Annotated in this window: 22 protein-coding genes; 11 read left to right on the top strand and 11 right to left on the bottom strand. The window is 41.3% G+C overall.

Features of this window, described 5'->3' with window-relative positions:
* Window positions 1-14: 14 nt before the first annotated feature.
* Window positions 15-761, bottom strand: a complete 747-nt coding sequence (locus FEK29_RS00675; protein WP_138256480.1) for a lysophospholipid acyltransferase family protein — start codon at window positions 759-761, stop codon at window positions 15-17.
* A gap of 76 nt (window positions 762-837) precedes the next feature.
* Complete coding sequence (locus tag FEK29_RS00670; RefSeq protein ID WP_138256479.1) at window positions 838-1,248, bottom strand: BrxA/BrxB family bacilliredoxin; 411 nt, start codon at window positions 1,246-1,248, stop codon at window positions 838-840.
* 131 nt (window positions 1,249-1,379) lie between these two features.
* Between FEK29_RS00670 and FEK29_RS00665 the strand changes: the two genes are divergently transcribed.
* From FEK29_RS00665 to FEK29_RS00650, 4 genes are all read left to right on the top strand, one after another.
* Window positions 1,380-2,120, top strand: a complete 741-nt coding sequence (locus FEK29_RS00665; protein WP_138256478.1) for a TerB family tellurite resistance protein — start codon at window positions 1,380-1,382, stop codon at window positions 2,118-2,120.
* Between the two features lie 11 nt (window positions 2,121-2,131).
* Window positions 2,132-2,716 carry a HupE/UreJ family protein gene (locus tag FEK29_RS00660; RefSeq protein ID WP_138256477.1) on the top strand — a complete coding sequence of 195 codons (585 nt, stop codon included), beginning with the start codon at window positions 2,132-2,134 and terminating at the stop codon, window positions 2,714-2,716.
* Between the two features lie 157 nt (window positions 2,717-2,873).
* Window positions 2,874-3,305 carry a deoxycytidylate deaminase gene (locus FEK29_RS00655; protein ID WP_138256476.1) on the top strand — a complete coding sequence of 144 codons (432 nt, stop codon included), beginning with the start codon at window positions 2,874-2,876 and terminating at the stop codon, window positions 3,303-3,305.
* 5 nt (window positions 3,306-3,310) lie between these two features.
* The gene (locus FEK29_RS00650) at window positions 3,311-4,936 is read left to right on the top strand and encodes a S41 family peptidase (protein WP_138256475.1); all 1,626 of its coding nucleotides are present in this window, start codon (window positions 3,311-3,313) and stop codon (window positions 4,934-4,936) included.
* On the opposite strand, the gene FEK29_RS00645 is transcribed toward FEK29_RS00650, so the two are convergent.
* Together FEK29_RS00645 and FEK29_RS00640 are read right to left on the bottom strand one after the other, a co-directional pair.
* On the bottom strand, window positions 4,933-5,136 hold the full coding sequence (locus tag FEK29_RS00645) for a hypothetical protein (RefSeq protein ID WP_138256474.1): 204 nt from the start codon (window positions 5,134-5,136) through the stop codon (window positions 4,933-4,935). The two genes, FEK29_RS00650 and FEK29_RS00645, sit on opposite strands and share 4 nt — an antisense overlap.
* Window positions 5,137-5,171: 35 nt before the next feature.
* Entirely contained in the window at window positions 5,172-5,756 is a 585-nt protein-coding gene (locus FEK29_RS00640) for a MarC family protein (RefSeq protein ID WP_138256473.1), read from the bottom strand.
* 112 nt (window positions 5,757-5,868) lie between these two features.
* Here FEK29_RS00640 and FEK29_RS00635 point away from each other — a divergent pair, with 112 nt between their 5' ends.
* Complete coding sequence (locus tag FEK29_RS00635; RefSeq protein WP_138257308.1) at window positions 5,869-6,438, top strand: DUF3109 family protein; 570 nt, start codon at window positions 5,869-5,871, stop codon at window positions 6,436-6,438.
* On the opposite strand, the gene FEK29_RS00630 is transcribed toward FEK29_RS00635, so the two are convergent.
* Window positions 6,431-8,263: a tetratricopeptide repeat protein gene (locus FEK29_RS00630; RefSeq protein ID WP_240042625.1), complete on the bottom strand. Its 1,833-nt coding sequence runs from the start codon at window positions 8,261-8,263 to the stop codon at window positions 6,431-6,433. The two genes, FEK29_RS00635 and FEK29_RS00630, sit on opposite strands and share 8 nt — an antisense overlap.
* 162 nt (window positions 8,264-8,425) lie before the next feature.
* Window positions 8,426-9,160 carry a LytR/AlgR family response regulator transcription factor gene (locus tag FEK29_RS00625; protein WP_138256471.1) on the bottom strand — a complete coding sequence of 245 codons (735 nt, stop codon included), beginning with the start codon at window positions 9,158-9,160 and terminating at the stop codon, window positions 8,426-8,428.
* A gap of 307 nt (window positions 9,161-9,467) precedes the next feature.
* Here FEK29_RS00625 and FEK29_RS17855 point away from each other — a divergent pair, with 307 nt between their 5' ends.
* Both FEK29_RS17855 and FEK29_RS00620 read left to right on the top strand, forming a co-directional pair.
* Window positions 9,468-9,617, top strand: coding sequence for a hypothetical protein (locus FEK29_RS17855; protein ID WP_161595294.1), 150 nt, complete (start codon window positions 9,468-9,470; stop codon window positions 9,615-9,617).
* A gap of 38 nt (window positions 9,618-9,655) precedes the next feature.
* Window positions 9,656-10,132: a hypothetical protein gene (locus FEK29_RS00620; protein WP_138256470.1), complete on the top strand. Its 477-nt coding sequence runs from the start codon at window positions 9,656-9,658 to the stop codon at window positions 10,130-10,132.
* Between the two features lie 483 nt (window positions 10,133-10,615).
* Here the strand turns inward: FEK29_RS00620 and FEK29_RS00615 are convergent, their stop codons facing one another.
* The 3 genes from FEK29_RS00615 to FEK29_RS00605 all read right to left on the bottom strand — a co-directional run bounded on the left by FEK29_RS00615 (window position 10,616) and on the right by FEK29_RS00605 (window position 14,128).
* Complete coding sequence (locus tag FEK29_RS00615) at window positions 10,616-11,533, bottom strand: hydroxypyruvate isomerase family protein (protein ID WP_138256469.1); 918 nt, start codon at window positions 11,531-11,533, stop codon at window positions 10,616-10,618.
* A gap of 229 nt (window positions 11,534-11,762) precedes the next feature.
* Complete coding sequence (locus FEK29_RS00610) at window positions 11,763-12,410, bottom strand: gluconate 2-dehydrogenase subunit 3 family protein (RefSeq protein WP_138256468.1); 648 nt, start codon at window positions 12,408-12,410, stop codon at window positions 11,763-11,765.
* Window positions 12,410-14,128, bottom strand: coding sequence for a GMC oxidoreductase (locus FEK29_RS00605; RefSeq protein ID WP_138256467.1), 1,719 nt, complete (start codon window positions 14,126-14,128; stop codon window positions 12,410-12,412). The genes FEK29_RS00610 and FEK29_RS00605 overlap by 1 nt, the downstream gene beginning before the upstream one ends.
* Before the next feature lie 173 nt (window positions 14,129-14,301).
* Here FEK29_RS00605 and FEK29_RS00600 point away from each other — a divergent pair, with 173 nt between their 5' ends.
* From FEK29_RS00600 to FEK29_RS00585, 4 genes are read left to right on the top strand one after another with little or no spacing between them, the layout of a single operon-like run.
* Window positions 14,302-15,291 (top strand): sugar phosphate isomerase/epimerase family protein, encoded by a 990-nt coding sequence (locus tag FEK29_RS00600; RefSeq protein ID WP_138256466.1) that lies wholly within the window; start codon window positions 14,302-14,304, stop codon window positions 15,289-15,291.
* A gap of 17 nt (window positions 15,292-15,308) precedes the next feature.
* Window positions 15,309-15,752 carry a DinB family protein gene (locus FEK29_RS00595; RefSeq protein ID WP_138256465.1) on the top strand — a complete coding sequence of 148 codons (444 nt, stop codon included), beginning with the start codon at window positions 15,309-15,311 and terminating at the stop codon, window positions 15,750-15,752.
* A 6-nt stretch (window positions 15,753-15,758) separates the two neighbouring features.
* Window positions 15,759-16,991 (top strand): nucleoside permease, encoded by a 1,233-nt coding sequence (locus FEK29_RS00590; RefSeq protein ID WP_138256464.1) that lies wholly within the window; start codon window positions 15,759-15,761, stop codon window positions 16,989-16,991.
* A 48-nt stretch (window positions 16,992-17,039) separates the two neighbouring features.
* Window positions 17,040-18,179, top strand: a complete 1,140-nt coding sequence (locus FEK29_RS00585) for a Gfo/Idh/MocA family protein (RefSeq protein WP_138256463.1) — start codon at window positions 17,040-17,042, stop codon at window positions 18,177-18,179.
* Between the two features lie 50 nt (window positions 18,180-18,229).
* On the opposite strand, the gene FEK29_RS00580 is transcribed toward FEK29_RS00585, so the two are convergent.
* Together FEK29_RS00580 and FEK29_RS00575 are read right to left on the bottom strand one after the other, a co-directional pair.
* Window positions 18,230-18,688 carry an ASCH domain-containing protein gene (locus FEK29_RS00580; RefSeq protein WP_138256462.1) on the bottom strand — a complete coding sequence of 153 codons (459 nt, stop codon included), beginning with the start codon at window positions 18,686-18,688 and terminating at the stop codon, window positions 18,230-18,232.
* A 108-nt stretch (window positions 18,689-18,796) separates the two neighbouring features.
* Window positions 18,797-20,500: a GMC oxidoreductase gene (locus FEK29_RS00575; protein WP_138256461.1), complete on the bottom strand. Its 1,704-nt coding sequence runs from the start codon at window positions 20,498-20,500 to the stop codon at window positions 18,797-18,799.
* Between the last annotated feature and the right edge of the window lie 156 nt (window positions 20,501-20,656).

Genomic DNA, 20,656 nt, shown 5'->3' with positions numbered 1-20,656 from the left:
TTTTATTGAAAACCTCATGGACTTGTCCTGAAGTGTTTTATACCGGAAACTACCGCAGCTTCCGCCTTGGCGAGCAAACCGTCATAGTCCCCGTCGTTTTCAAAAGGTTCGTGAACGTCAAAGGACACTTTTGCGCCCAAGCCCATGGGGAATTTACCAAATCGGACCAATTTCCATGAATTGTTAATGCTAATAGGAACGATCAATGCAGATGGCGCCTTTTTCATCAGCATTTTTAGCCCCATGGGTTTAAAAGGTTTTGGATGGCCGTCCCTACTTCTGGTACCTTCCGGAAAAATAACGGCTGCCCGGTTGTGTTTTTCAATATATGCCCCCAGTTTGCCAATTTCCATCAACGAAGCCTTGGCATCTTTCCTATCGATCAAAACGGAACCTCCGTGCCTTAAATTGAAGGAAACACTGGGAATACCTTTGCCAAGTTCCTTCTTGCTCACAAACTTGGGGTGGTGCTTTCGCATATACCAGATAATGGGAGGGATGTCGTACATACTCTGGTGGTTGGTAACGATAATCAAAGGCCTATCCGTGGGTATGGTATAGGGATTCGTGAATCTGTAGGTGGTTCCAAGAATATTTGTGGAACGCATTAGAAACCAGTTGAGCAGACTGACCGTTTTTTTAATGCCAGGGTACCCAAAAAGTTTTAACCCCAACCAAAGTATGGGATGAAAAATAACCAATATCAACCCAAAGGCTATAAAGAAAAAGGGGGTGACAAAGTAGGATAGCGTTTTTTGCATGCTACAAAAATAAAAAACCGCTCTGGTAAGAGCGGTGATTCCGTATTAAAATAAGAGCTCGTTAGAAGGATTTGTTCTAACAGAATTCGTTATAGGCCTGTACTAAGTTTTCCGCGATCATTTCCGCAGGTCTTCCTTCAATATGATGACGTTCTATCATATGGACCAGTTCTCCGTCCTTGAACAAGGCCATGGATGGTGAAGATGGAGGAAATGGGACCATCAAGTTTCTGGCAGCATTGACAGCTTCCGTGTCCACACCGGCAAAAACGGTAACCGTATGGTCCGGCGTTTTGGCGTTCTGTAAGCTCATTTTTGCAGCGGGCCTGGCATTGGCAGCGGCACATCCACACACAGAATTTACGACTACCAAGGTAGTTCCTTGTTGTTTGATGGCATTTTCGACAGCTTCGGCCGTATATAATTCTTCAAACCCGGCCGAAGCCAAGTCGTCTCTCATAGGTTTTACTAATTCCGCAGGATACATAGTATTATTTTTTTTAAAATCCGAAATACAAATATAACCAATTTGATATATTTCCTTGGTCACCTTAACGTTTCCTTAGTCATCCGTATTCTGCCTAAAATCATATCTTTGGAAATTATCAAAAGATTGGAATGATTAAATGGATCGGGGCCTTCATAGGCTTTTTTTTAAGGGGATTTGTTGGGGCCATTTTGGGCTTTTTTGTGGGTAGCGCCCTGGACAGTCTCTTTGGCTCGGGTACTGGTAGGGCACAGAGCGTATTTAGTGATTTTACGAGACCTAACGTTTCACCGGCAGATTTTGAACTGAACTTACTTTCATTGTGCTCCATTGTCATAAAGGCCGATGGTCAGGTAAGCCAACAGGAAATGGACTACGTACGGCAATACTTTGTGGGTACCTATGGAAAAGAGAAGGCGAATGCCATTTTTAGGACCTTCAATGATATCAACAAGAAAAGGGAGATTTCCGCACAGCGAATAAGCAGTTTTTTGGCGCAAAGGACGCGTTATGAAGTCCGGCTGCAGTTGCTTCATTTTTTGTTCGGTATCGCCCAGGCCGATGGAAACGTAAGCACGCCCGAAATCAACAAAATCAGGGAAATTGCCGGTTATCTACGGGTTTCCCGGCAAGACTTTGAAAGCATCATGGCGATGTTCATCAAATCTGCAGACAATGCCTACAAAATCTTGGAAATTGAAAAAACCGCGTCCAACGAGGAGGTTAAAAAGGCCTACAGGAATATGGCCAAAAAATACCATCCGGACAGGGTAAATACCCAGGACGAAGCTATAAAAAAAGGCGCCGAAGAAAAGTTCAAACAGGTTCAGCTTGCCTATGAGACTATTCAGAAGGAAAGGGGAATCAATTAAAAATAGAAGCTATGGTAAATTTTTGGTTTTATGTTGAAATGGGTCTCAATCATGTATTGGACCTTAGTGCCTATGACCATATTTTGTTTTTATCGGCCTTGGCAATACCGTTTACCTTCAAAAGTTGGAAAAAGGTATTGGTTTTGGCTACTGTTTTTACGGTCACCCATTGCCTGTCCCTGATGCTTTCCGTTTTTGAGGTGGTGGTAGTGAAAGTGTCCCTGATCGAGTTCTTGATTCCGGTGACCATTTTTCTGACCGCGTTGTTCAACATTGTATATCAACGGCGAATACAGGAACACAATAGCATTTTGTTACATGTTTTGGCGACGGCGTTCTTTGGTCTCATCCATGGTTTTGGATTTTCCAATTATTTTAAAATGTTGATTTCGGGGGAAGAGGAAAAATGGATCCCATTGTTGGGTTTTGCTACCGGAATTGAAATTTCACAGGTAATCATCGTACTATTGGTATTATGCTTGGCATACGTTTGTCAGTCCTTGTTTAAGGTGAGGCCATCCATTTTTGTAGTAGTGGCGAGTGCAATTGTGTTGTTAATCACAATACCCTTGTTGTATTCAACGTTTCCTTGGTAAGGAGGTCGAAGCTATCTGGGTCCGAACGGAAATTCGAGTCTTTTGGTTAAGTCCAAATAACAAATATTGAGGAAAAGTTAAAATTGTCACCATACCTTTGTAAAGGTATTTAAAGCGGGTATCTTAGACAATCCAAGCATTTTTTGCTTCCGGTTACATGAACAAATCGAAACAGGAAAAATACGATAGGGCCTACCTTAGAATGGCCAAGGAGTGGGGCAAACTCTCCTATTGCAAGCGAAAACAGGTGGGGGCCATTATCGTAAAGGATAGAATGATCATTTCCGATGGATATAACGGCACTCCAACCGGTTTTGAGAATTACTGCGAGGACGAAGAAGGCTACACGAAGTGGTATGTGCTCCACGCGGAGGCGAATGCCATTTTAAAGGTAGCTTCGTCAACACAGAGCTGTCAGGGCGCTACCTTATACATAACGTTATCGCCCTGTAGGGAATGCAGCAAATTGATACATCAATCTGGCATAAAACGTGTAGTATATCAAATAGCGTACAAGGACGATTCTGGCCTAAGTTTTTTGAAAAGGGCGGGAGTGGAACTTGAATTTATGCCACAAATAGAGGATTGACATTAATGAAGAATAAGTATACATATCTATTGCCCACCATAATCGCCTTGGCCTTGGCCATTGGTATTTTTGTAGGTGGTAAACTTAACTTCAACGATACGCCCGAGAAATTATTCACAACCAATTCCAAAAAGGACAAGTTAAATAGGCTGATCGATTATATCGACTACGAATATGTGGACGATGTCAATACGGACAGCATTGTTGACGTAACCGTAAACAGCATCTTGGAGAAGTTGGACCCCCATTCCGTGTATATCCCTGAAAAGGAGATGACCCGTGTTTCAGAGAATATGAAAGGGGATTTTGTAGGTATTGGCATCAATTTTTATCCTTACAGGGACACCATATCGGTAATACGCGCAGTAAAGGACGGCCCCAGTTTTGCCAAGGGAATAAAGCCTGGAGACCGTATCCTTATGGCGGACAACGACACGCTCTATGGAAAGAACATGCCCAGTGATCTTATCGTTCAAAAACTAAAGGGCAAGGACGGTACGCCCGTCAAATTGAAAGTATATCGAAAGTCAGAGGATAGAATGTTCGATGTTACGGTAACCAGGGGTGTAGTACCGATCAAAAGTGTGGAATCCTTTTATATGCTTACGGACGATATTGGGTATATCAAAGTGATCCGTTTTGCGGAATCTACATACGACGAATTTAAATCGGCCTTGAAACAGTTACAAAAAGAAGGGGCCCATAAATTGGTCCTGGATTTGAGGGACAATCCTGGAGGATACCTGAACATTGCCGAACAGATGGCGGATGAATTTTTGGAGGACAACAAACTAATATTGTTCACTAAGAACAAAAAGGGAAAAATAGACAAGACCTATGCAACCCGCAGGGGCAGTTTTGAGGATAAACCGGTCTACGTCCTAATCAACGAACGTTCCGCTTCGGCCAGTGAAATTGTTGCAGGGGCGTTACAGGATAATGACATAGGCACCATTGTAGGGAGAAGATCCTTTGGGAAGGGCTTGGTACAGCGGGAAATGGCCTTGGGGGATGGTTCCGCGGTTCGCTTGACCGTATCCCGATATTATACGCCCACAGGTAGGAGCATCCAGAAAAGCTATGCCAACGGAAGTAAGGACTATTACGAACGATTTACAGAAAGATACCATAGCGGGGAGATGGTTTCCGTGGACAGTATCAAGGTGGCCGACTCCCTAAAATTTACCACACCCAAAGGAAAGGTGGTTTATGGAGGAGGAGGTATAATACCCGATGAATTTGTTCCCATTGGCACCAATGAGGAAGAAGCCGTAGAAAGTATGGATAGTTTAGGGTTTTTATCCTTTTTTGTATTCGAACATCTTGATGAAAACCGGGAACTATATGCGGACTATACGGCTGAAGAATTTTTCAGATATTTTAGGGTGGACGATATCCTTTTTGAAAAGTTTGTGGATTATTCTTTGGAGCGAAACCTCAAAATGAATTTTTATGATTTTGAGGATAACATAAAGCTTTATCTAAAGGCCTCCCTGGCGGAGCAACTGTTCGATGCCAATATGCATGCCAAAATAAAAAGCGTGGAAGATCCCATGTTGTTAAAGGTGTTGGAACTGGACAACCCTACCATACAACAAGGGGAGGCCGAAGCTATAGAATCCCAAAATTAATCCTCGTTAAGTTTCTTCTGGATTTTTTTGCTTGTATAGAAGATGAGTATCAGGACAATGGCACACAAGGATGCCATAACGCCAATAATGGCCACGACACTATTGCCTTCAAAAGGATTCTCAAAATCAATCAAGGTTACGTTGTATGCAATCAACGCAACTGCACATATCACCAGTATTATCGATAAAGTCTTGTTCATTTTAATCACTTAAGACATTAAAAATACACTAATTTCTATTGATTGAAAAGCTCGTTTATATTGGCGGCAAAGAGCTTAACGGCAATGGCCATTAGAATAACTCCAAATACCTTTCGAATAACATTGAGACCTCCCTTGCCCAAGACTCTTTCGAGTTTGACAGAGGATTTGAGGACCAAATAGACAAAAATGACATTGACAATAATCGATACGATGATATTCTCAACGTAGTATTCCGCCCTTAGGGAAAGTAGTGAGGTCAGGGTACCTGCACCTGCAATTAAGGGAAAGGCAATAGGCACAATGGAGGCACTTTCAGGTTGATCGTCCTTATAAATGGAGATGCCCAAAATCATTTCGATCGCCAAAAAGAAAATAATAAAGGCACCAGCTACGGCAAAGGAATTTACATCTATTCCAATTAGATTGAGGATTTCCTCACCAAGAAAAAGAAAGGCAACCATAATACAGGCGGCCACTATCGATGCCTTTTCAGATTGGATGTGTCCCACTTTTTTGCGGAGTCCAATAATGATAGGAATACTTCCCAATATGTCGATAACGGCAAACAATACCATACTGGCCGTGGCGATTTCCCTAAAGTCAAAATGAAAGGTCATTTCTCAAAATTTTTTGCAAATCTACGCTTATTAATAGGTCTTTGGATGTTATAAAATTGATAATGTTTAAAGGACGATGTAAATGCCGTATCTTTCCGCCCAAAATTTTCACATGTTCCAATTAGGCAAAACAATCGTCTCCGAAGAAATCATTGAAAACGACTTCGTTTGCAACCTAAATGCTTGCAAGGGTGCTTGTTGTGTGGACGGTGATGCCGGTGCACCATTGGAAGATAAGGAAACGGAGATTCTAGTGGACATCTATGATAAGGTGAAGCCTTTTTTGAGACTGGAAGGAATTGCGGTTATTGAAAGTGAAGGAGCTTTCATAAAAGGCGATGACGGGGAATGGGAGACACCGCTAATAAACGGAAGTGAATGCGCCTACGTCACCTTTGATGAAAGAAATATAGCAAAATGCGGTATTGAAGAGGCCTACAACCAAGGTAAGATCAAATGGAAGAAGCCCATTTCATGTCATTTGTATCCGGTGCGGATCCGGGAATACACGGCCCTAACTGCGGTGAACTACCATAAATGGCAGATCTGTGATCCTGCCTGTACGCTGGGCGCCGAATTGAAAGTTCCCATTTACAAGTTCGTAAAAGAAGCATTGATCCGCAAGTTTGGGAAGCAATGGTACGATGAGTTGGAAGAAGTAGCTACGGAACACCTCAAATAGTTGGGATGTGCAGTAATATCTTGGTACCCGAAGGATTGTTCTCGGTATCATAGATGTCGATAATTTCCACTTGGAAAGAGTTTTGGTAGTCCTTGGAAAAGTTGGCCAATCGCTCTTTGGTTATATCAATACCTACCGATTTTCTTTTTAGCACTTTACGTTCCTTGATTTTTTCGGCGGCATCGCGACCTACCCCATCATCGGTAATGGCAATCCTAATAAATCCTTCCCTGCCCTTCATTACGTCCAACTGAATGTTTTTTTCACCTTCCTTAGAGGATAATCCGTGCCACAAGGCGTTTTCCAGAAATGGCTGAAGGATTAAGGATGGAATTTTTACATTGTGTACGTCAATATCATCCGCAATGTTAACTTTAAAAATTATCTCGTTCGAGAAACGGATATTTTCAATGTTCATATAGAGTTCCACGGTCTCCAGCTCTTCGGCCAAGGATATTTCCCGCTGGGAGGAGGCTTCCAAAATTTTCCGTACCAATTTGGAGAATTTGTTCAAGTAATGGACGGCATTTTTCTTTTCGTTGTTTATGATATACAACTTAATGGAATTCAACGAGTTGAATAGAAAATGCGGATTCATTTGACTACGTAACATCGTCTGTTCCAGAGTGAGTAGTTTCTTTTCACTACTCAATTGGTATTGTCTATACAGGATATAAAGAATTCCGGCAGCAAGCGCCAAACCAATAAAGGTGATGAGCAACATGGTCCTATTTTTCCGTAAGGTAATGGCCTGGTTTTTTACTTCTTCTTCCAAGGATTTTAGCTGGTCATTTTGCTTTTCCGCCTCATATCGTACTATCATGTCGTTCACATACCTAACGTTCAAGTTATTGGTAACCTGTTCCTCGTATTTTTTGGACTCCTTATAATAATTCATGGCCTTTTTGAAGTCGTCCTTTTTCATCCATAATTCGGATAAAAATTTATTGGCCTCCGCTATTTCCGATGGAAAATTGTACGCCTTGGCAATTTTTAGCCCTTCGAGCAAATAGGATTCGGCCTGGTTGTAATCGCCTGTGTTCAGATTGGCCCAACCCAAATTATTTAGAATCGTGGCTATTATTTCCTGGTCTCCCAAGGCATTTGCCCTCTTTAAGGAAGACTGGAGCAGGGCAAGAGCCTCGTCCATTCTATCCATATGTACATATACATGGGCAATGCTATAGTTGCATATGATTTTCCCTTTTTCTGAGTTTATTTCTTCATTGTAGGAAAGCGATTTTTGAAAGTTTTCCAAGGCGGGTTCCAACTTTCCCTGTGCTTCATAGCACTCCCCAACATTTTGATGATTTATGGCCAACCCAAGTTTGTTTCCTAGCTCTTTCTCCAATTGCATGGATTCCTTGAACTTTTGAATTGCCAGTTCGTATTGTTCCAAAAGTTGATAAATGTTACCAATGGAGTTTAAGGAAACATTGATACTTCTTTTAAGTCCTATGGACCTATCCTCCGGTTTAATAGTTTCTGCAAGTTCCAATGCTTCTTGGCTGTAATCAAGTGCGGATTTGATGGCCTCCGTGCGCCTGTAAGCCACACTAATCATATTAAGACTGTAGATTCTAAACTCTATGTTTTCTGCTTGAATCGAGAGTTTAAGAGCTTCTTGAAAAAGGGCAAGTGCTTTTGGATAGTTTGAGATATCCCTATACACCCTTCCTATTTGATTTATGGCATATAGTTCTGCTTCTGGATAGTTGTTTTTCTTGGACGCTTCAATAACGAATCTCATAGATAAGGTATCTTTCCGGAACTCCCGTAAAAGGCTGTCTATTTCCGCATAGGTCCTTGGTGTTGCTGCTATCAATTGGGTTACCTTTTGCTTTAGAGAATCCGAAGCATCCTGTGATATAACAACATGTAACGATAGTACAATACCATAAAAAAGGATAAACCTTCTTATAAATAAAGAAGGTTTCAAGTATGCTGAATCGCAATGATTTTTAAAAAGGTTTAAAATCATGTAAACTTATAACAAATCAAGAAAATCCGATTTCTTTTGTCTGGAAACAGGTATCTTATGATTGGATTTTAAGACCACATATCCGTCCGTCTTAAGAAATTCCTTAATCTTATTTAGGTTGATGATATAGGAATTATGAATTCTGAAAAAGCATTCTTCGGGCAACAGTTGGTTTACTTCCTTTAATTTTTTGGTAAGTACGATTTTCTGTCCGTCGGTTAAGAATATTGTACTGTAATTTCCGTCGGATTCGGCATACAAAATTTCATCGCTTTCCAAAAAGAGTAACTTGCCGTCCGTGTTCAAGGTAATTCTTTTGTTCGTGGACCTCGCATTAAAATTGATAAGGATGCTTTCCAACTTCTCGGCCGTTAAATTCTTTGAGTTGAACTTTTTTATCTTGGTAATGGTTTCCTCCAAATCATCGGAATCAATAGGCTTTAATAAATAGTCAATGGCCTCGTTCTTAAGTGCCTTAATGGCATATTGGTTGTAAGCGGTAGTGATGACGACCGGAAAGTTCTTATTAGTTAGCTTTTGGATGAATTGAAAACCATCCATTGTTGGCATTTCAATATCTAGGAAAAGACAGTCTGGTGTATTTCTTTCCAAATAATCCAGTGCCTCAAAAGGATTTGTAAATGATGCCATTACATGAATTTCCTCACTAAAGTTCGTTAGTTCCCAGGTAAGACTTTGGAGCGCCTTTATTTCATCGTCGACGATTACAGCTTCTAACATATTTACACTTTACGGTACGGGGAAGTTAATCAAAATTAGTACTTAGAGTATACACTCATTGGTAATTTGTATCAATGGATAATTTTTCAGTATAACTGGTAAAAATTGTAAAATCAGTCGTTTACGGGGTAAAAATCAAGTTAAACTGTAAGAAAATAAATACAAAGAGTAATTTTTTTTGGAACCCCTAAAATCCTGCCTTCCGTTTATACAAAAAAGAATGCAGTTTATACATGTTGCCCACGGCAAGGCTATTCTTGTCATAAATTCGTAGTGGATAATTGTGCAACTTGTAAATTAACTGATTATGAAAAGATGCTTGCTTATGTTCGGGATATTATTGGTGGTCGTAATTGTAGCATCTATACTGGAACACAAAAATTCAGAAGAGGTTTTGAACGAAAAATTGGCCATAGGACAAAATGCAGCTAAAACGATAGTTAATGCCCGTAATTAGATATTGGGAAAAGGATGTATCGTATTATCATTAAAATAGTGAAATATGTTTCTTTGGGAATAATGCCCTTTGTTCTGATTTCTAATGCTGGGGATAATAATGATCATGGCTCAGGTGAAGTTATTAATCACGATTTGATTTCAACCCAACTTAATTTTGGTTTTCAAAGCGAAAAATCTGAGACAGGAACTATTATGAATAGTTTGAATCTTGTATTTACGGATACTAGGGATAACGGTAGGATGGAACTTGTTATGAGAATCCCCAATAGCGACACTAAATTGTATAACGGTGAATATCAAGTTGGCAAAGTGGATGGTTTCCTGAATGGTTTCGAGGGTATTTTTGGATTCTTTACTCATAATGATTATGGAGAAAAGCCATTTTTTGCGAATAGCGGTATAGTACGGATTTTAAGTTTGGAAGATAATCGGATTCAGGGTTATATGGATGTAACCTTGGTCAACGATTATGGGAAAAAAATTAGGATTTCGGATACGTTTCGAAATTATTAGCAATATACGACCCTAGGAATATTCTATTCCGGTCAATGTTTTGAGCGCCAATCGTAATGGCAACGCAGAAGTGTTGCATTACAGGTCTAATATTAGGTTTCGGGGGAACTACCTAGATTAGCACTTGGTGGGCATTTTCATATTATGAAGCATTGAGGGTCGTATTTTTAGATTTTATTCTGTATTAAAGATGACCGGGGAATGAATTCCCCGGTTTTCCTTTTTGTAAAAAAGTAAGGCCAAAACATAAGTATTGGAATCAAAGCTTGTACCTTTTTTTAAGATAGGAACAACTTATTTTGGAAATACATAATAAGGCGCAGTAAACGACAAGTAAATACAAATAGGAATGCATACCAACTATAACGAAAATGTAATATAAATCTTACATTTTATTATGGTTGCTCATCGAAAAAAAGAAATTTTTACTTGATTTTTAAAGGTCAAGCAGGAAGTCAAAAAGGTAGCCACTAGCGTACAAAATCATAGAAATCGATCAACACTTTTGTAGGCTTCGATTACCGCTGTCTCCCCTTCCTTGCCAGACATTGAATTTCCGTGCTCCATTCCCAATACCCCGTCAAAACCTTTTTCATATATGAATTTAAAGACATTTTTATAGTTGATTTCACCTGTTGTAGGCTCATTTCTACCTGGATTATCCCCAATTTGTATGTAGGCTATTTCGTCCCAGGTAAGGTCCATATTATGAATTAAGTTCCCTTCTGTTTTTTGCATATGATAAATATCGAAGAGAATTTTGCAAGAGGGGCTATCTACGGCTTTACATATCATATAGGTTTGATCCGAGTTCTGTAAATATAGGTCTGGGGAATCTGACAGTGGCTCCAATACCATTACAAGACCATGGGGTTCAAAAATCTCCGCGGCACGCTTCAAAGCCTCAATAACGTTCGCATCCTGCACCCCAATGGGCAGTTTTCTTTCAAATGCACCAGGAACCACGGTCATCCATTTGGCATTTACCCTTTTGGCGACCTCAACGGCACGTTTGCAACCATCCAAGAAAATATCCAAATGCTGCTGTTTACCCGCTGCCAAGGTATTTGCCATATTACCGCCTTTATCCACTACAAATACACCCATGGTCATTCCCCTTTTGGCGAGGGTTTCTCCAATGCTCGTTTGCATGGCTACATCCCGACTCATTAGACCATTATCCTCAAAAGCCGTAAACCCTTGATCTGCCATAAAGTTTAATTGATCGATGAGGTTTTCGCCGGCATGTTGTTTGAACATACCAAAATGAGGGGCATATTTAAGGTTGAAAGTAGTGGCAGAAGTCTTCTTATTCTTTTCGGATGCATACGTAACTACCCCTCCCAGTGTAATAACTCCACTGGAAAGGGCCGTATTTTTAACAAAATCCCTTCTTTTCATTTGTTGGTACTGATTGATTTAAAAAGGTTGGATGCAATTATCCACATCATTTCCTATTGTCTTTATATGGGTTCATGAACCTTTGATTTCGCCAATGATAATCTAGTTATAAAGATTTTTTTGGCTTATTCCAGACGTTCAAAATTAATTCAAAAGACTGATTATCAGATATTTACTCTTGCAGAGGTATTTCACTTATCATAACAAAACCCTCGATGAGGGTTTCATCTTATAGGGACCAGGCTTTTCCTTCTGTCAATTCTTGGACATCCCCGCAAGAAATATACTCCCCGGGTACGGGAAGGTAGGCCATTACTTCCTCACCAACATATTCGGAAGTTTTATAGCCCCAAATTGCGAGACCGCGCAAGTTATTGGCAAATGCGAATCTTGAGGTTTCATCATCTATGGTAGCCTCTTTTCCTTCAGCCACGGCCTCCGTATAGGAGGTAATGGACTCGAACATTTTGGCCTCGTCTTCCTTGCTGTATTTCAATGAACTCGCCAACACCGGTTCTAAGTCTTCGGCCGTGAGGTCTTCCACTGTTGATTTACCTGAATCCTGTAGGGCTTTGTCGGTAAATTTACCCATAGCCATTCTAAGGAAATCCTGTTGGTCTTTTTCCATGACGTCCATAGCAAACTTGTCGATGAAAACATCCACTTGAAGTTCTGAAGCTGATGGGGTATCCGTCTTTGGAAGGATGATATCTACCAATTTGGTTAGTGTCCCTCCTTCGGCAGGGGTAAAAAATTCAGGTGTCCAGGTGGCCACCGGTTCCCCCTTACAACTTTGCATGATACTTAACAGCGTGGGTGTTGCCACGGTATAACCCATGGCAAGGCCCATATTTTTGAGTGCTTTTCTTCTATCCATTATATATTTCCTTTTTTAAGTTCTTCGGCGGCATGATTGGCGGCCCTTGCCGTAAATGCCATATAGGTCAAGGAAGGGTTGACACAACTTGCGGAGGTCATAAAGGACCCATCCGTTACATAGACATTGGGTACGGCATGTATGGCATTGTTTCCATTAAGTACCGATGTTTTTGGGTCTCTACCCATTCTTGCGGTACCCATTTCATGAATACCGAGCCCTATGGCATGGGATTCCTTATTGTCATGTCCTACAACATCCCTAAGACCTGCTTTCTCCAACATTTCTACGGCAGATTCCTGCATGTCCTTACGCATGTTGTATTCATTTTCCTTAAACTCGGCATCGAAAGTTACCGTTGGGAGTCCCCATTGGTCTTTTTTATCGTAGTCCAAGGTGAACCTGTTTTCCTCATAGGGTAAGATTTCACCAAAACCACCAATGCCAAAAGTCCATCCGCCTGGTTTGGTAATGGCTTCTTTTAAGCTTTTACCGTGTGACATTTCCGCGATCACTTCTTCCCAGTTTCCACGGCTGGCACCACCTTGGTATCCAAAACCGCGCTTGTAGTCGGTACGATCGGAATCACCTCCCAAGTTTCTGAATCTTGGAATATATACACCATTGGGTTTTCTGCCTTTATAGTATTTGTCATCAAAACCATCGAATTTTCCCGATGCACCCACACCAAGATGGTGATCCATGATATTTCTACCCAGCTGGTCTGAGTCATTGCCCATACCATTGGGGAATCTATCCGATTTGGATTGCATTAAAATAGAGGTAGAGGCTATGGCCGAGGCACAAAGGAAAATAACCTTCGCCTTAAATTCATGGGCCTCTTTGGTTACCCTATCAATTACTTTTACACCCGTAGCTCTTTTGGTATCCGGGTCGTACATAATCTCATGAACGATGGAATCAGGTCTTAAAGTCATATTTCCTGTGGCTTCGGCGGCTGGTAGGGTAGATGATAAGCTACTGAAATAGGCACCAAAAGGACAACCCCGTATACATCTATTCCTAAATTGGCATTTTGACCTACCGTCGAAATTTTTAGTGCCTGTAATGTGTGCGACCCTTCCCGAAGTAATGACACGTCCATCAAAATTTTCGGCTACCTTTTCCCTAACATGCTGTTCCACACAGTTCAGTTCCATCATAGGAAGGAAATCACTGTCCGGTAATTGTGGAAGATTAAGGGCTTCCCCACTCACACCAATAAAATTCTCCACTTTGGAGTACCAAGGTGCTATATCCTTATAACGAACGGGCCAGTCTATCGCAATGCCTTCCCGTTGATTGGCAGTAAAGTCGATATCGCTCCAGCGATAACTCTGTCTACCCCATTGAAGGGAACGTCCCCCAAGGTGATAACCGCGCATCCAATCAAATCGTTTGGTCTCATTGTAGGGGTGCTCAAGGTCGTTTACAAACCACATGTGGCTTGCCTGGCTGGTAGTGTAGCCAGTCCTGTGCTGCTTTGGTTGCTGTGCAATAATCTCTTTGGTAGCTACGCCTCCATTTGGAAAATCCCAGGGATCCATGTTCGCGGTCTCATAGTCCTCAATATGTTTCACCATCCTACCCCTCTCAAGAACCAAGGTTTTCAATCCATTTTCACAAAGCTCCTTTGCGGCCCAACCGCCGCTAATACCAGTACCAACAACAATCGCATCGTACGATTCCTGTTCTTCGTTATAATAAAATTTACTCATAGAAATTGTTTATTCCCTAAATTTATTAAATATTAAATTAATTCTATACATTTAAAACTTAATCTTATTGAGAATCTCTTACTACATCGTTGTAGGATATAGGAAGAATACAACCTTGACCCTTGGGAACTAAATTAAAATCAAATACATAACCAAAAAACATCCACGGATTCATGAAAAGAAGAAATTTTATCAGCAAGACCACGGCAGCTGGGGTAGGAGTCACTTTCTTTGGGGCCTATGCTTGCAAAGAGACAAAGAAAGAAGAAGGTAAGACTGGGGAAGTTGAGGAGACAACACCGGCAGCACCATTTTTTGAGCTTTCCTTGGCACAGTGGTCCATTCATAGAATGATTAGGGAAAATGGGGTAGACCCCTATACCTTTGCCGAAAAGGCCAAAAACTGGGGCTTCAAAGGCTTGGAATATGTAAGTCAATTGTACAATCCTGAACTTTCCCATGCGGATTACTCAGAAGAGGCCATGGCCGCCTTCGTTGAAAAGAGTAATGCAGAAGCCCAGAAGCACGGAATGAAAAACGTGCTTATTATGATAGATGGTCAAGGCAATTTAGCCGTGAATGACGAGGCCGAACGTAATGAAACGGTGGAGAAACATAAAAAATGGGTGGATGCCGCCGCCGCTATGGGATGCCACGCCATTCGCGTTAATCTCAATGGAAGTAATGTCCCAGAGGAATGGATAGAGAATTCCGTAGACGGATTGACCAAATTGGCCACATACGCAAAGGACAAGAATATAAATATATTGGTGGAAAATCATGGGGGACTTTCTTCCAATGGAGAGCTTCACGCACAAGTCATGGAAAAAGTGAACATGGAGAACGTGGGTACCTTGCCAGATTTTGGGAACTTCTGTATAACCAGAAAACCGGATAGTTGGGAGTGTGAAGTGTCCTACGATAAATACAAGGGTGTAAAGGAACTGATGCCGTACGCCAAGGCGGTAAGCGCAAAATCAAATGTTTTTGATGCCGATGGCAATGAGGAAAACATAGATTATGTTAAAATGCTACAAATGGTAAAGGATAATGGCTATACCGGTTTTGTTGGGGTAGAATATGAGGGGAACGTACTCAGTGAGGAGGAAGGCATTATCGCTACCAGGGACTTACTTATAAAGGCAGCTCAAAAAGTTGTTTAATTCTATGTTTCTCAAAAATGAAGGCATTTTTTAATGAGCTTTTTGATTACAACTATTATTGTAATAAAAGGATAATCGAACAATGCATTGCGATGCAGCGGGTTCCTGAAAACACTCAAAAGCTTTTTAGTCATATTTTGAACGCCCATCACGGATGGAATGCTAGAATCCTAGGGAGTAAGCCTGAGTTTAATTCCTGGGATATTCATAATTGCAAGGATTGGGGGGATATCCATTACGAAAATCAAAGAAATTCCTTTGAGATCGTTACCAATACCGATAGTTTTGAGAAACGCATCGACTACGAAAATTCAGAAGGTAGATTGTTTACCAATACCATAAAGGATATCCTGTTCCATATCATCAACCATTCTACCAATCATAGGGGACAGATTGCAGTTGATTTCAGGAACAATGGCTTGGAGCCTTTGGTCTTGGACTATGTGTTCTATAAAAGATAGGTTGCTATGAACTTGGGAGTAAGAATGCAGCTTTGTCTAATGATGTTCCTTGAATTCTTCATTTGGGGAGGCTGGTTCGTAACCTTGGGTACTTTTCTTGGAAATAATGTTAATGCGACCGATAGCGAAATTGCATTGGCGTTCTCTACACAGTCATGGGGCGCGATCATAGCTCCTTTTGTCATTGGTTTGATCGCCGATAGATTTTTTAATGCCGAAAAAATATTGGGCCTTCTGCATTTAATAGGTGCCGGCCTTCTGTTCTTAATGTATAAAACTACCTCTTTTGAGGTTTTTTACCCCTATGTATTGGGCTATATGATTTTGTATATGCCTACGCTGGCCCTTGTAAATTCCGTTTCCTTTAACCAAATGTCGAATCCGGCCAAGGAGTTCTCATTGATAAGGGTTTTTGGTACCATGGGCTGGATTATGGCAGGTGTACTTATCAGTTACTTTTTTAAATGGGATTCCACGGGCGGTATTATGCAGGGTATGCTAAAAAATACCTTTTTAATGACTTCCATAGCCTCGATTTTTCTCGGGGTTTTTAGTTTTACTTTGCCCAAAACACCCCCAAAGGCGAAGAGTAACGGTGATAAACCATCACTCAGGGAAATTTTGGGTCTGGATGCTTTGGGCCTTTTTAAGGATAGGAATTTTTTGATCTTTTTCATATCCTCTATTCTAATTTGTATTCCATTGGCATTCTATTACCAAAATGCAAATCCCTTTTTGGTCGAGGTGGGAATGGAGAGTCCCACCGGTAAAATGACCTTGGGACAACTTTCGGAAATCCTATTTCTGTTGTTATTACCTGTTTTCTTTACCCGCTTCGGATTTAAGAATACGATTATAGTGGCGATGTTGGCTTGGTTTGTTCGCTATTTACTTTTTGCCTTTGGTGATGTTGGCGAACGTGAGTTCATGTTGCTTATTGGGATTGCCTTACATGGAATCTGTTATGATTTTTTCTTTGTTTCTGGACAAATATATACGGATGGCAAAGCGGGACCCAAATATAAAAGCTCCGCCCAAGGATTGATTACCTTGGCCACCTATGGGGTTGGAATGCTGATAGGATTTTGGATTGCAGGGGTAATATCCAATAAATACTTGTTGAGTGATGGGATGCATATTTGGGATAGCATTTGGCTATACCCGGCCGGTTTTGCCCTGGTTGTGTCTATTTTGTTCGCTCTTTTGTTCAAATCGGAAAAAATCGACTATCAATCTTAGATTTTTTACATAAATTGAAAATCTTAAAACTTAAAATACGATTACAACATGCCAAAGAAAATTAGATTAGGAATTTTAGGAGGAGGAGGAGATTCTCTTATTGGGGTATTGCATAGGGTAGCTTCCCACATCAATGACAATTATCAGATTACAGGAGCGGTTTTTAACCCGAATTATGAAGACAACGTGGCGTTCGCCAAGGAAATAGACATTCCCTTGGACAGAGTTTACAAGGATTTTGACACTTTGGTAGAAGAGGAAATGAAACTGCCTGAAGATGAGCGTATCCAGGTTTGCTCCGTATTGACCCCAAACTTCCTGCACTTTCCAATGGCAAAAAAATTATTGGACAATGGTTTTCACGTAATCTGTGAAAAGCCAATGACCACTACTTTGGAAGAGGCAAAGATACTCCTGGAGGCCCAACAAAAATCGGGAACAGTATTTGCGTTAACACATACCTATACCGGATATCCCATGGTACGCCAAATGAGGGAAATGATCAAGGCAGGGGCCTTAGGAAGAATTCATAAGGTCGATGCAAGGTACTATCAGGGATGGATCAATGCAATTATCCATGATAAGGAGAAACGAAATTCTGTTTGGCGTTTGGACCCTAAAAAAGCGGGTATCAGCTCTTGCATGGGCGATATTGGGGTACATGCCTTTAATATGGTGGAGTACACTACAGGGCTTAAGGTAAAATCCGTTTTGTGCGATTTTAACTATTTATACGATGATAACCAAATGGATGTGGATGGTACCGTCTTGATTAGAATGGGGGACCATGTAAAAGGGGTGATTCGAGGAAGCCAGGTGGCTACCGGCGAGGAAAATGGCTTGGCCATTCGCATATATGGTGAAAAAGGCGCATTTGTATGGGAACAGGAAAATCCTAATTTCTTGTACAAGATGAGCGATACGGAACCTGTACAGGTTTACAAACCAGGTCACGCCTATAATACCGAGCTGTCCTTGGATGGCACTAAATTACCTCCAGGACACCCGGAAGGAATTTTTGATTCCATGGCAAATATCTATCTGGGTGCTGCTAGGGCCATCCGTGGTGAAAAATATAACGATGGTGAATTCCCAACGATCATCGATGGGGTACGTGGTATGGATTTCATCCTGTCTACTGTGGAATCCAACAAAAATGGAAGTACTTGGGTGAATTTAGAGGATTAATTAATAAACCCATTTAAAAAAGGACCGGCTACTCACCGGTCCTTTTTGCTTTAAAATATTCTTTCGAATTCCTGACATATCAAGATCATGCTTTCCCTTGGGACACGCCCAAAAGGTTCCAGTTCCCGTGTGTAATAATCCCAATGAACTTTTTTCCAATAGTCCAGACTTTTGTCACCTTCTCCCTCCAACTGGGCATAGGCGGCATCGATACTGAAATAGGGTTTTAACTTGACGGAAGTTAACTTTATGATACATTGGGCCTCGCCCTTCCAATTGGTCACTACTTTAAAATCCCCAATTTTTGGCAAGGGTTCGTTTCTGTACTGAAGTCCCAAAAGGGAGTCCGTCGTGGCCTTTTTTATTCCTTTTTTAACAAGGTCCGCACATAAATCGGCATCTTGTTGGTTATCGCAAAAATGAATTACCTGTGGGGCTTCGTGGAAGGCATCTTCCAAGTGCTTGTCCAAGTAATCTCCCCACATGTTCCTAGCTGAGGCATTTTCCATAATCTAAAGCTAATGGTTGGTTAGCATACAAATGCTAAAGAACTGGCATAAAATTTAAAAGTGCAATTAAATCGATACATTTTATTCCTTTCCCGATTACTGTTCCGCTTATGAAAAAGTGCCCGACTTAAATTCCTTCGCCGCATGGTTTGCGGCACGGGCCGTAAAAGCCATATAGGTTAAGCTGGGATTTACACAGCTGGAGGACGACATAAAGGCACCGTCCGTTACATATACATTTGGAACAAGGTGCACCTGGTTATGCTTGTTTACAATGGAATTTTTTGGACTATGTCCCATTCGGGCACCACCCATTTCATGTATGCCCAAACCGGGACCAGTCTCTTCGTCATAGGCTTGTACATCCTTAAAACCGGCGGCCTTGAACATCGCCACAATTTGCTTTTTAATATCCTCCCTCATATTGTATTCGTTTTCCTTGAACTCAACGTCAAAGGCCAATTGTGGCAGGCCCCATTTATCCTTTTCAGTGGGGCTTAGAGTTACCCTATTATCTTCATAGGGTAGGAATTCCCCAAAGCCGGTAGCCCCTATAGTCCATTTACCTGGTTTTAGGACTTGGTCCTTGAGCTCTTTTCCATAGTTGAGTTCAGCGATGGCTTCCGTCCAATCTCCCCTGCTGGCCCTACCTTGATAACCAAAACCCCTTAGATATTCATTTCTCCCGGTACTTTCGTCCAAGTTTACAAACCTTGGAATATAAAATCCAGAAGGCTGTCTTCCTTTATAATACCTATCCAAATAACCATCCACTTTTGCGGTCGCCCCTAATTTATAATGGTGGTCCATGATGCCTCTTCCCAAAGCATCGGAATCATTGCCCAATCCGTTGGGAAAACGTTCGGATTTCGATTGAAGCAATATTCCTACGGAGGCCATGGCCGAGGCACATAAAAAGATGACCTTTGCCTTAAACTCCAGTTTTTCATGGGTTTCGGAATCTATAACCTTCACGCCGGTGGCCAACTTTGTTGTATCGTCATATATGACCTCATATACAATTGAGTTAGGTCTCAATGTCATATTTCCTGTCCTTTCCGCAGCAGGTAATGTGGAGGAGTTACTGCTAAAATATCCGCCAAAGGGGCATCCCCTAGAACAGCGGTCTCTGTTTTGACAGGTATTACGTCCTTCAAATTTGGCCTCCGGATCCGTAATATGAGCCGCCCTACCTATGGTAACTAGTCGTCCATCCTCAAATTTTTCTGCCGTTGCTTTTTGAAAGGCCTCCTCTACACAATTCAGTTTCATGGCAGGTTGGTAGATGCCGTCCGGCAATTGCTTGAGGCCTAAATTTTGACCACTTACCCCAATATATTTTTCCACTTTATCATACCAAGGCGCAATGTCGTTGTATCGCACCGGCCAATCCACGCCAATATTCTCCTTTTTATTGGCTTCAAAATCGATATCACTCCAGCGATAGCTCTGTCTACCCCATGTAAGAGATCTTCCACCTACCTGATAGCCCCGTATCCAATCGAACCGTTTGGTCTCTACATAGGGATGTTCCAAATCGTTTACAAAAAAATGCTTGTTATCATCCTTTGGCGCCCAATTAACCCTACTTTGCACGTGGTACTTTTTTTGATCGTCCGCGGAAAGCTCCCCTTTATAAGGAAAATCCCAAGGGTCGTCGTTCATGGTCGAATAGTCCTTAATGTGTTCCACCATGCGTCCCCTTTCCAGGACCAAGGTCTTTAGGCCATTTTCGGTAAGTTCCTTTGCTGCCCAGCCGCCGCTAATTCCTGTGCCAACCACAATAGCATCGTATGTTTCGTTTTGATTCATTCTGATATTTTTATCTTATTTTATCGGTATTTGCTATATTTATGACTTGACTATTGGCAAAAATGGAAATAGTGAATTGATTCTCTAAATATAAGATTAATTCATTTACGTCTAGTAACAAGATAAACAACAGGTTAACAACGAAATCTTAGGTTA

It is taken from the genome of Maribacter aurantiacus, from assembly GCF_005780245.1.
Classification (GTDB): domain Bacteria; phylum Bacteroidota; class Bacteroidia; order Flavobacteriales; family Flavobacteriaceae; genus Maribacter; species Maribacter flavus.
Note: the sequence above shows the minus strand (reverse complement) of the source record. Positions and strands in the feature narration are given on the sequence as shown.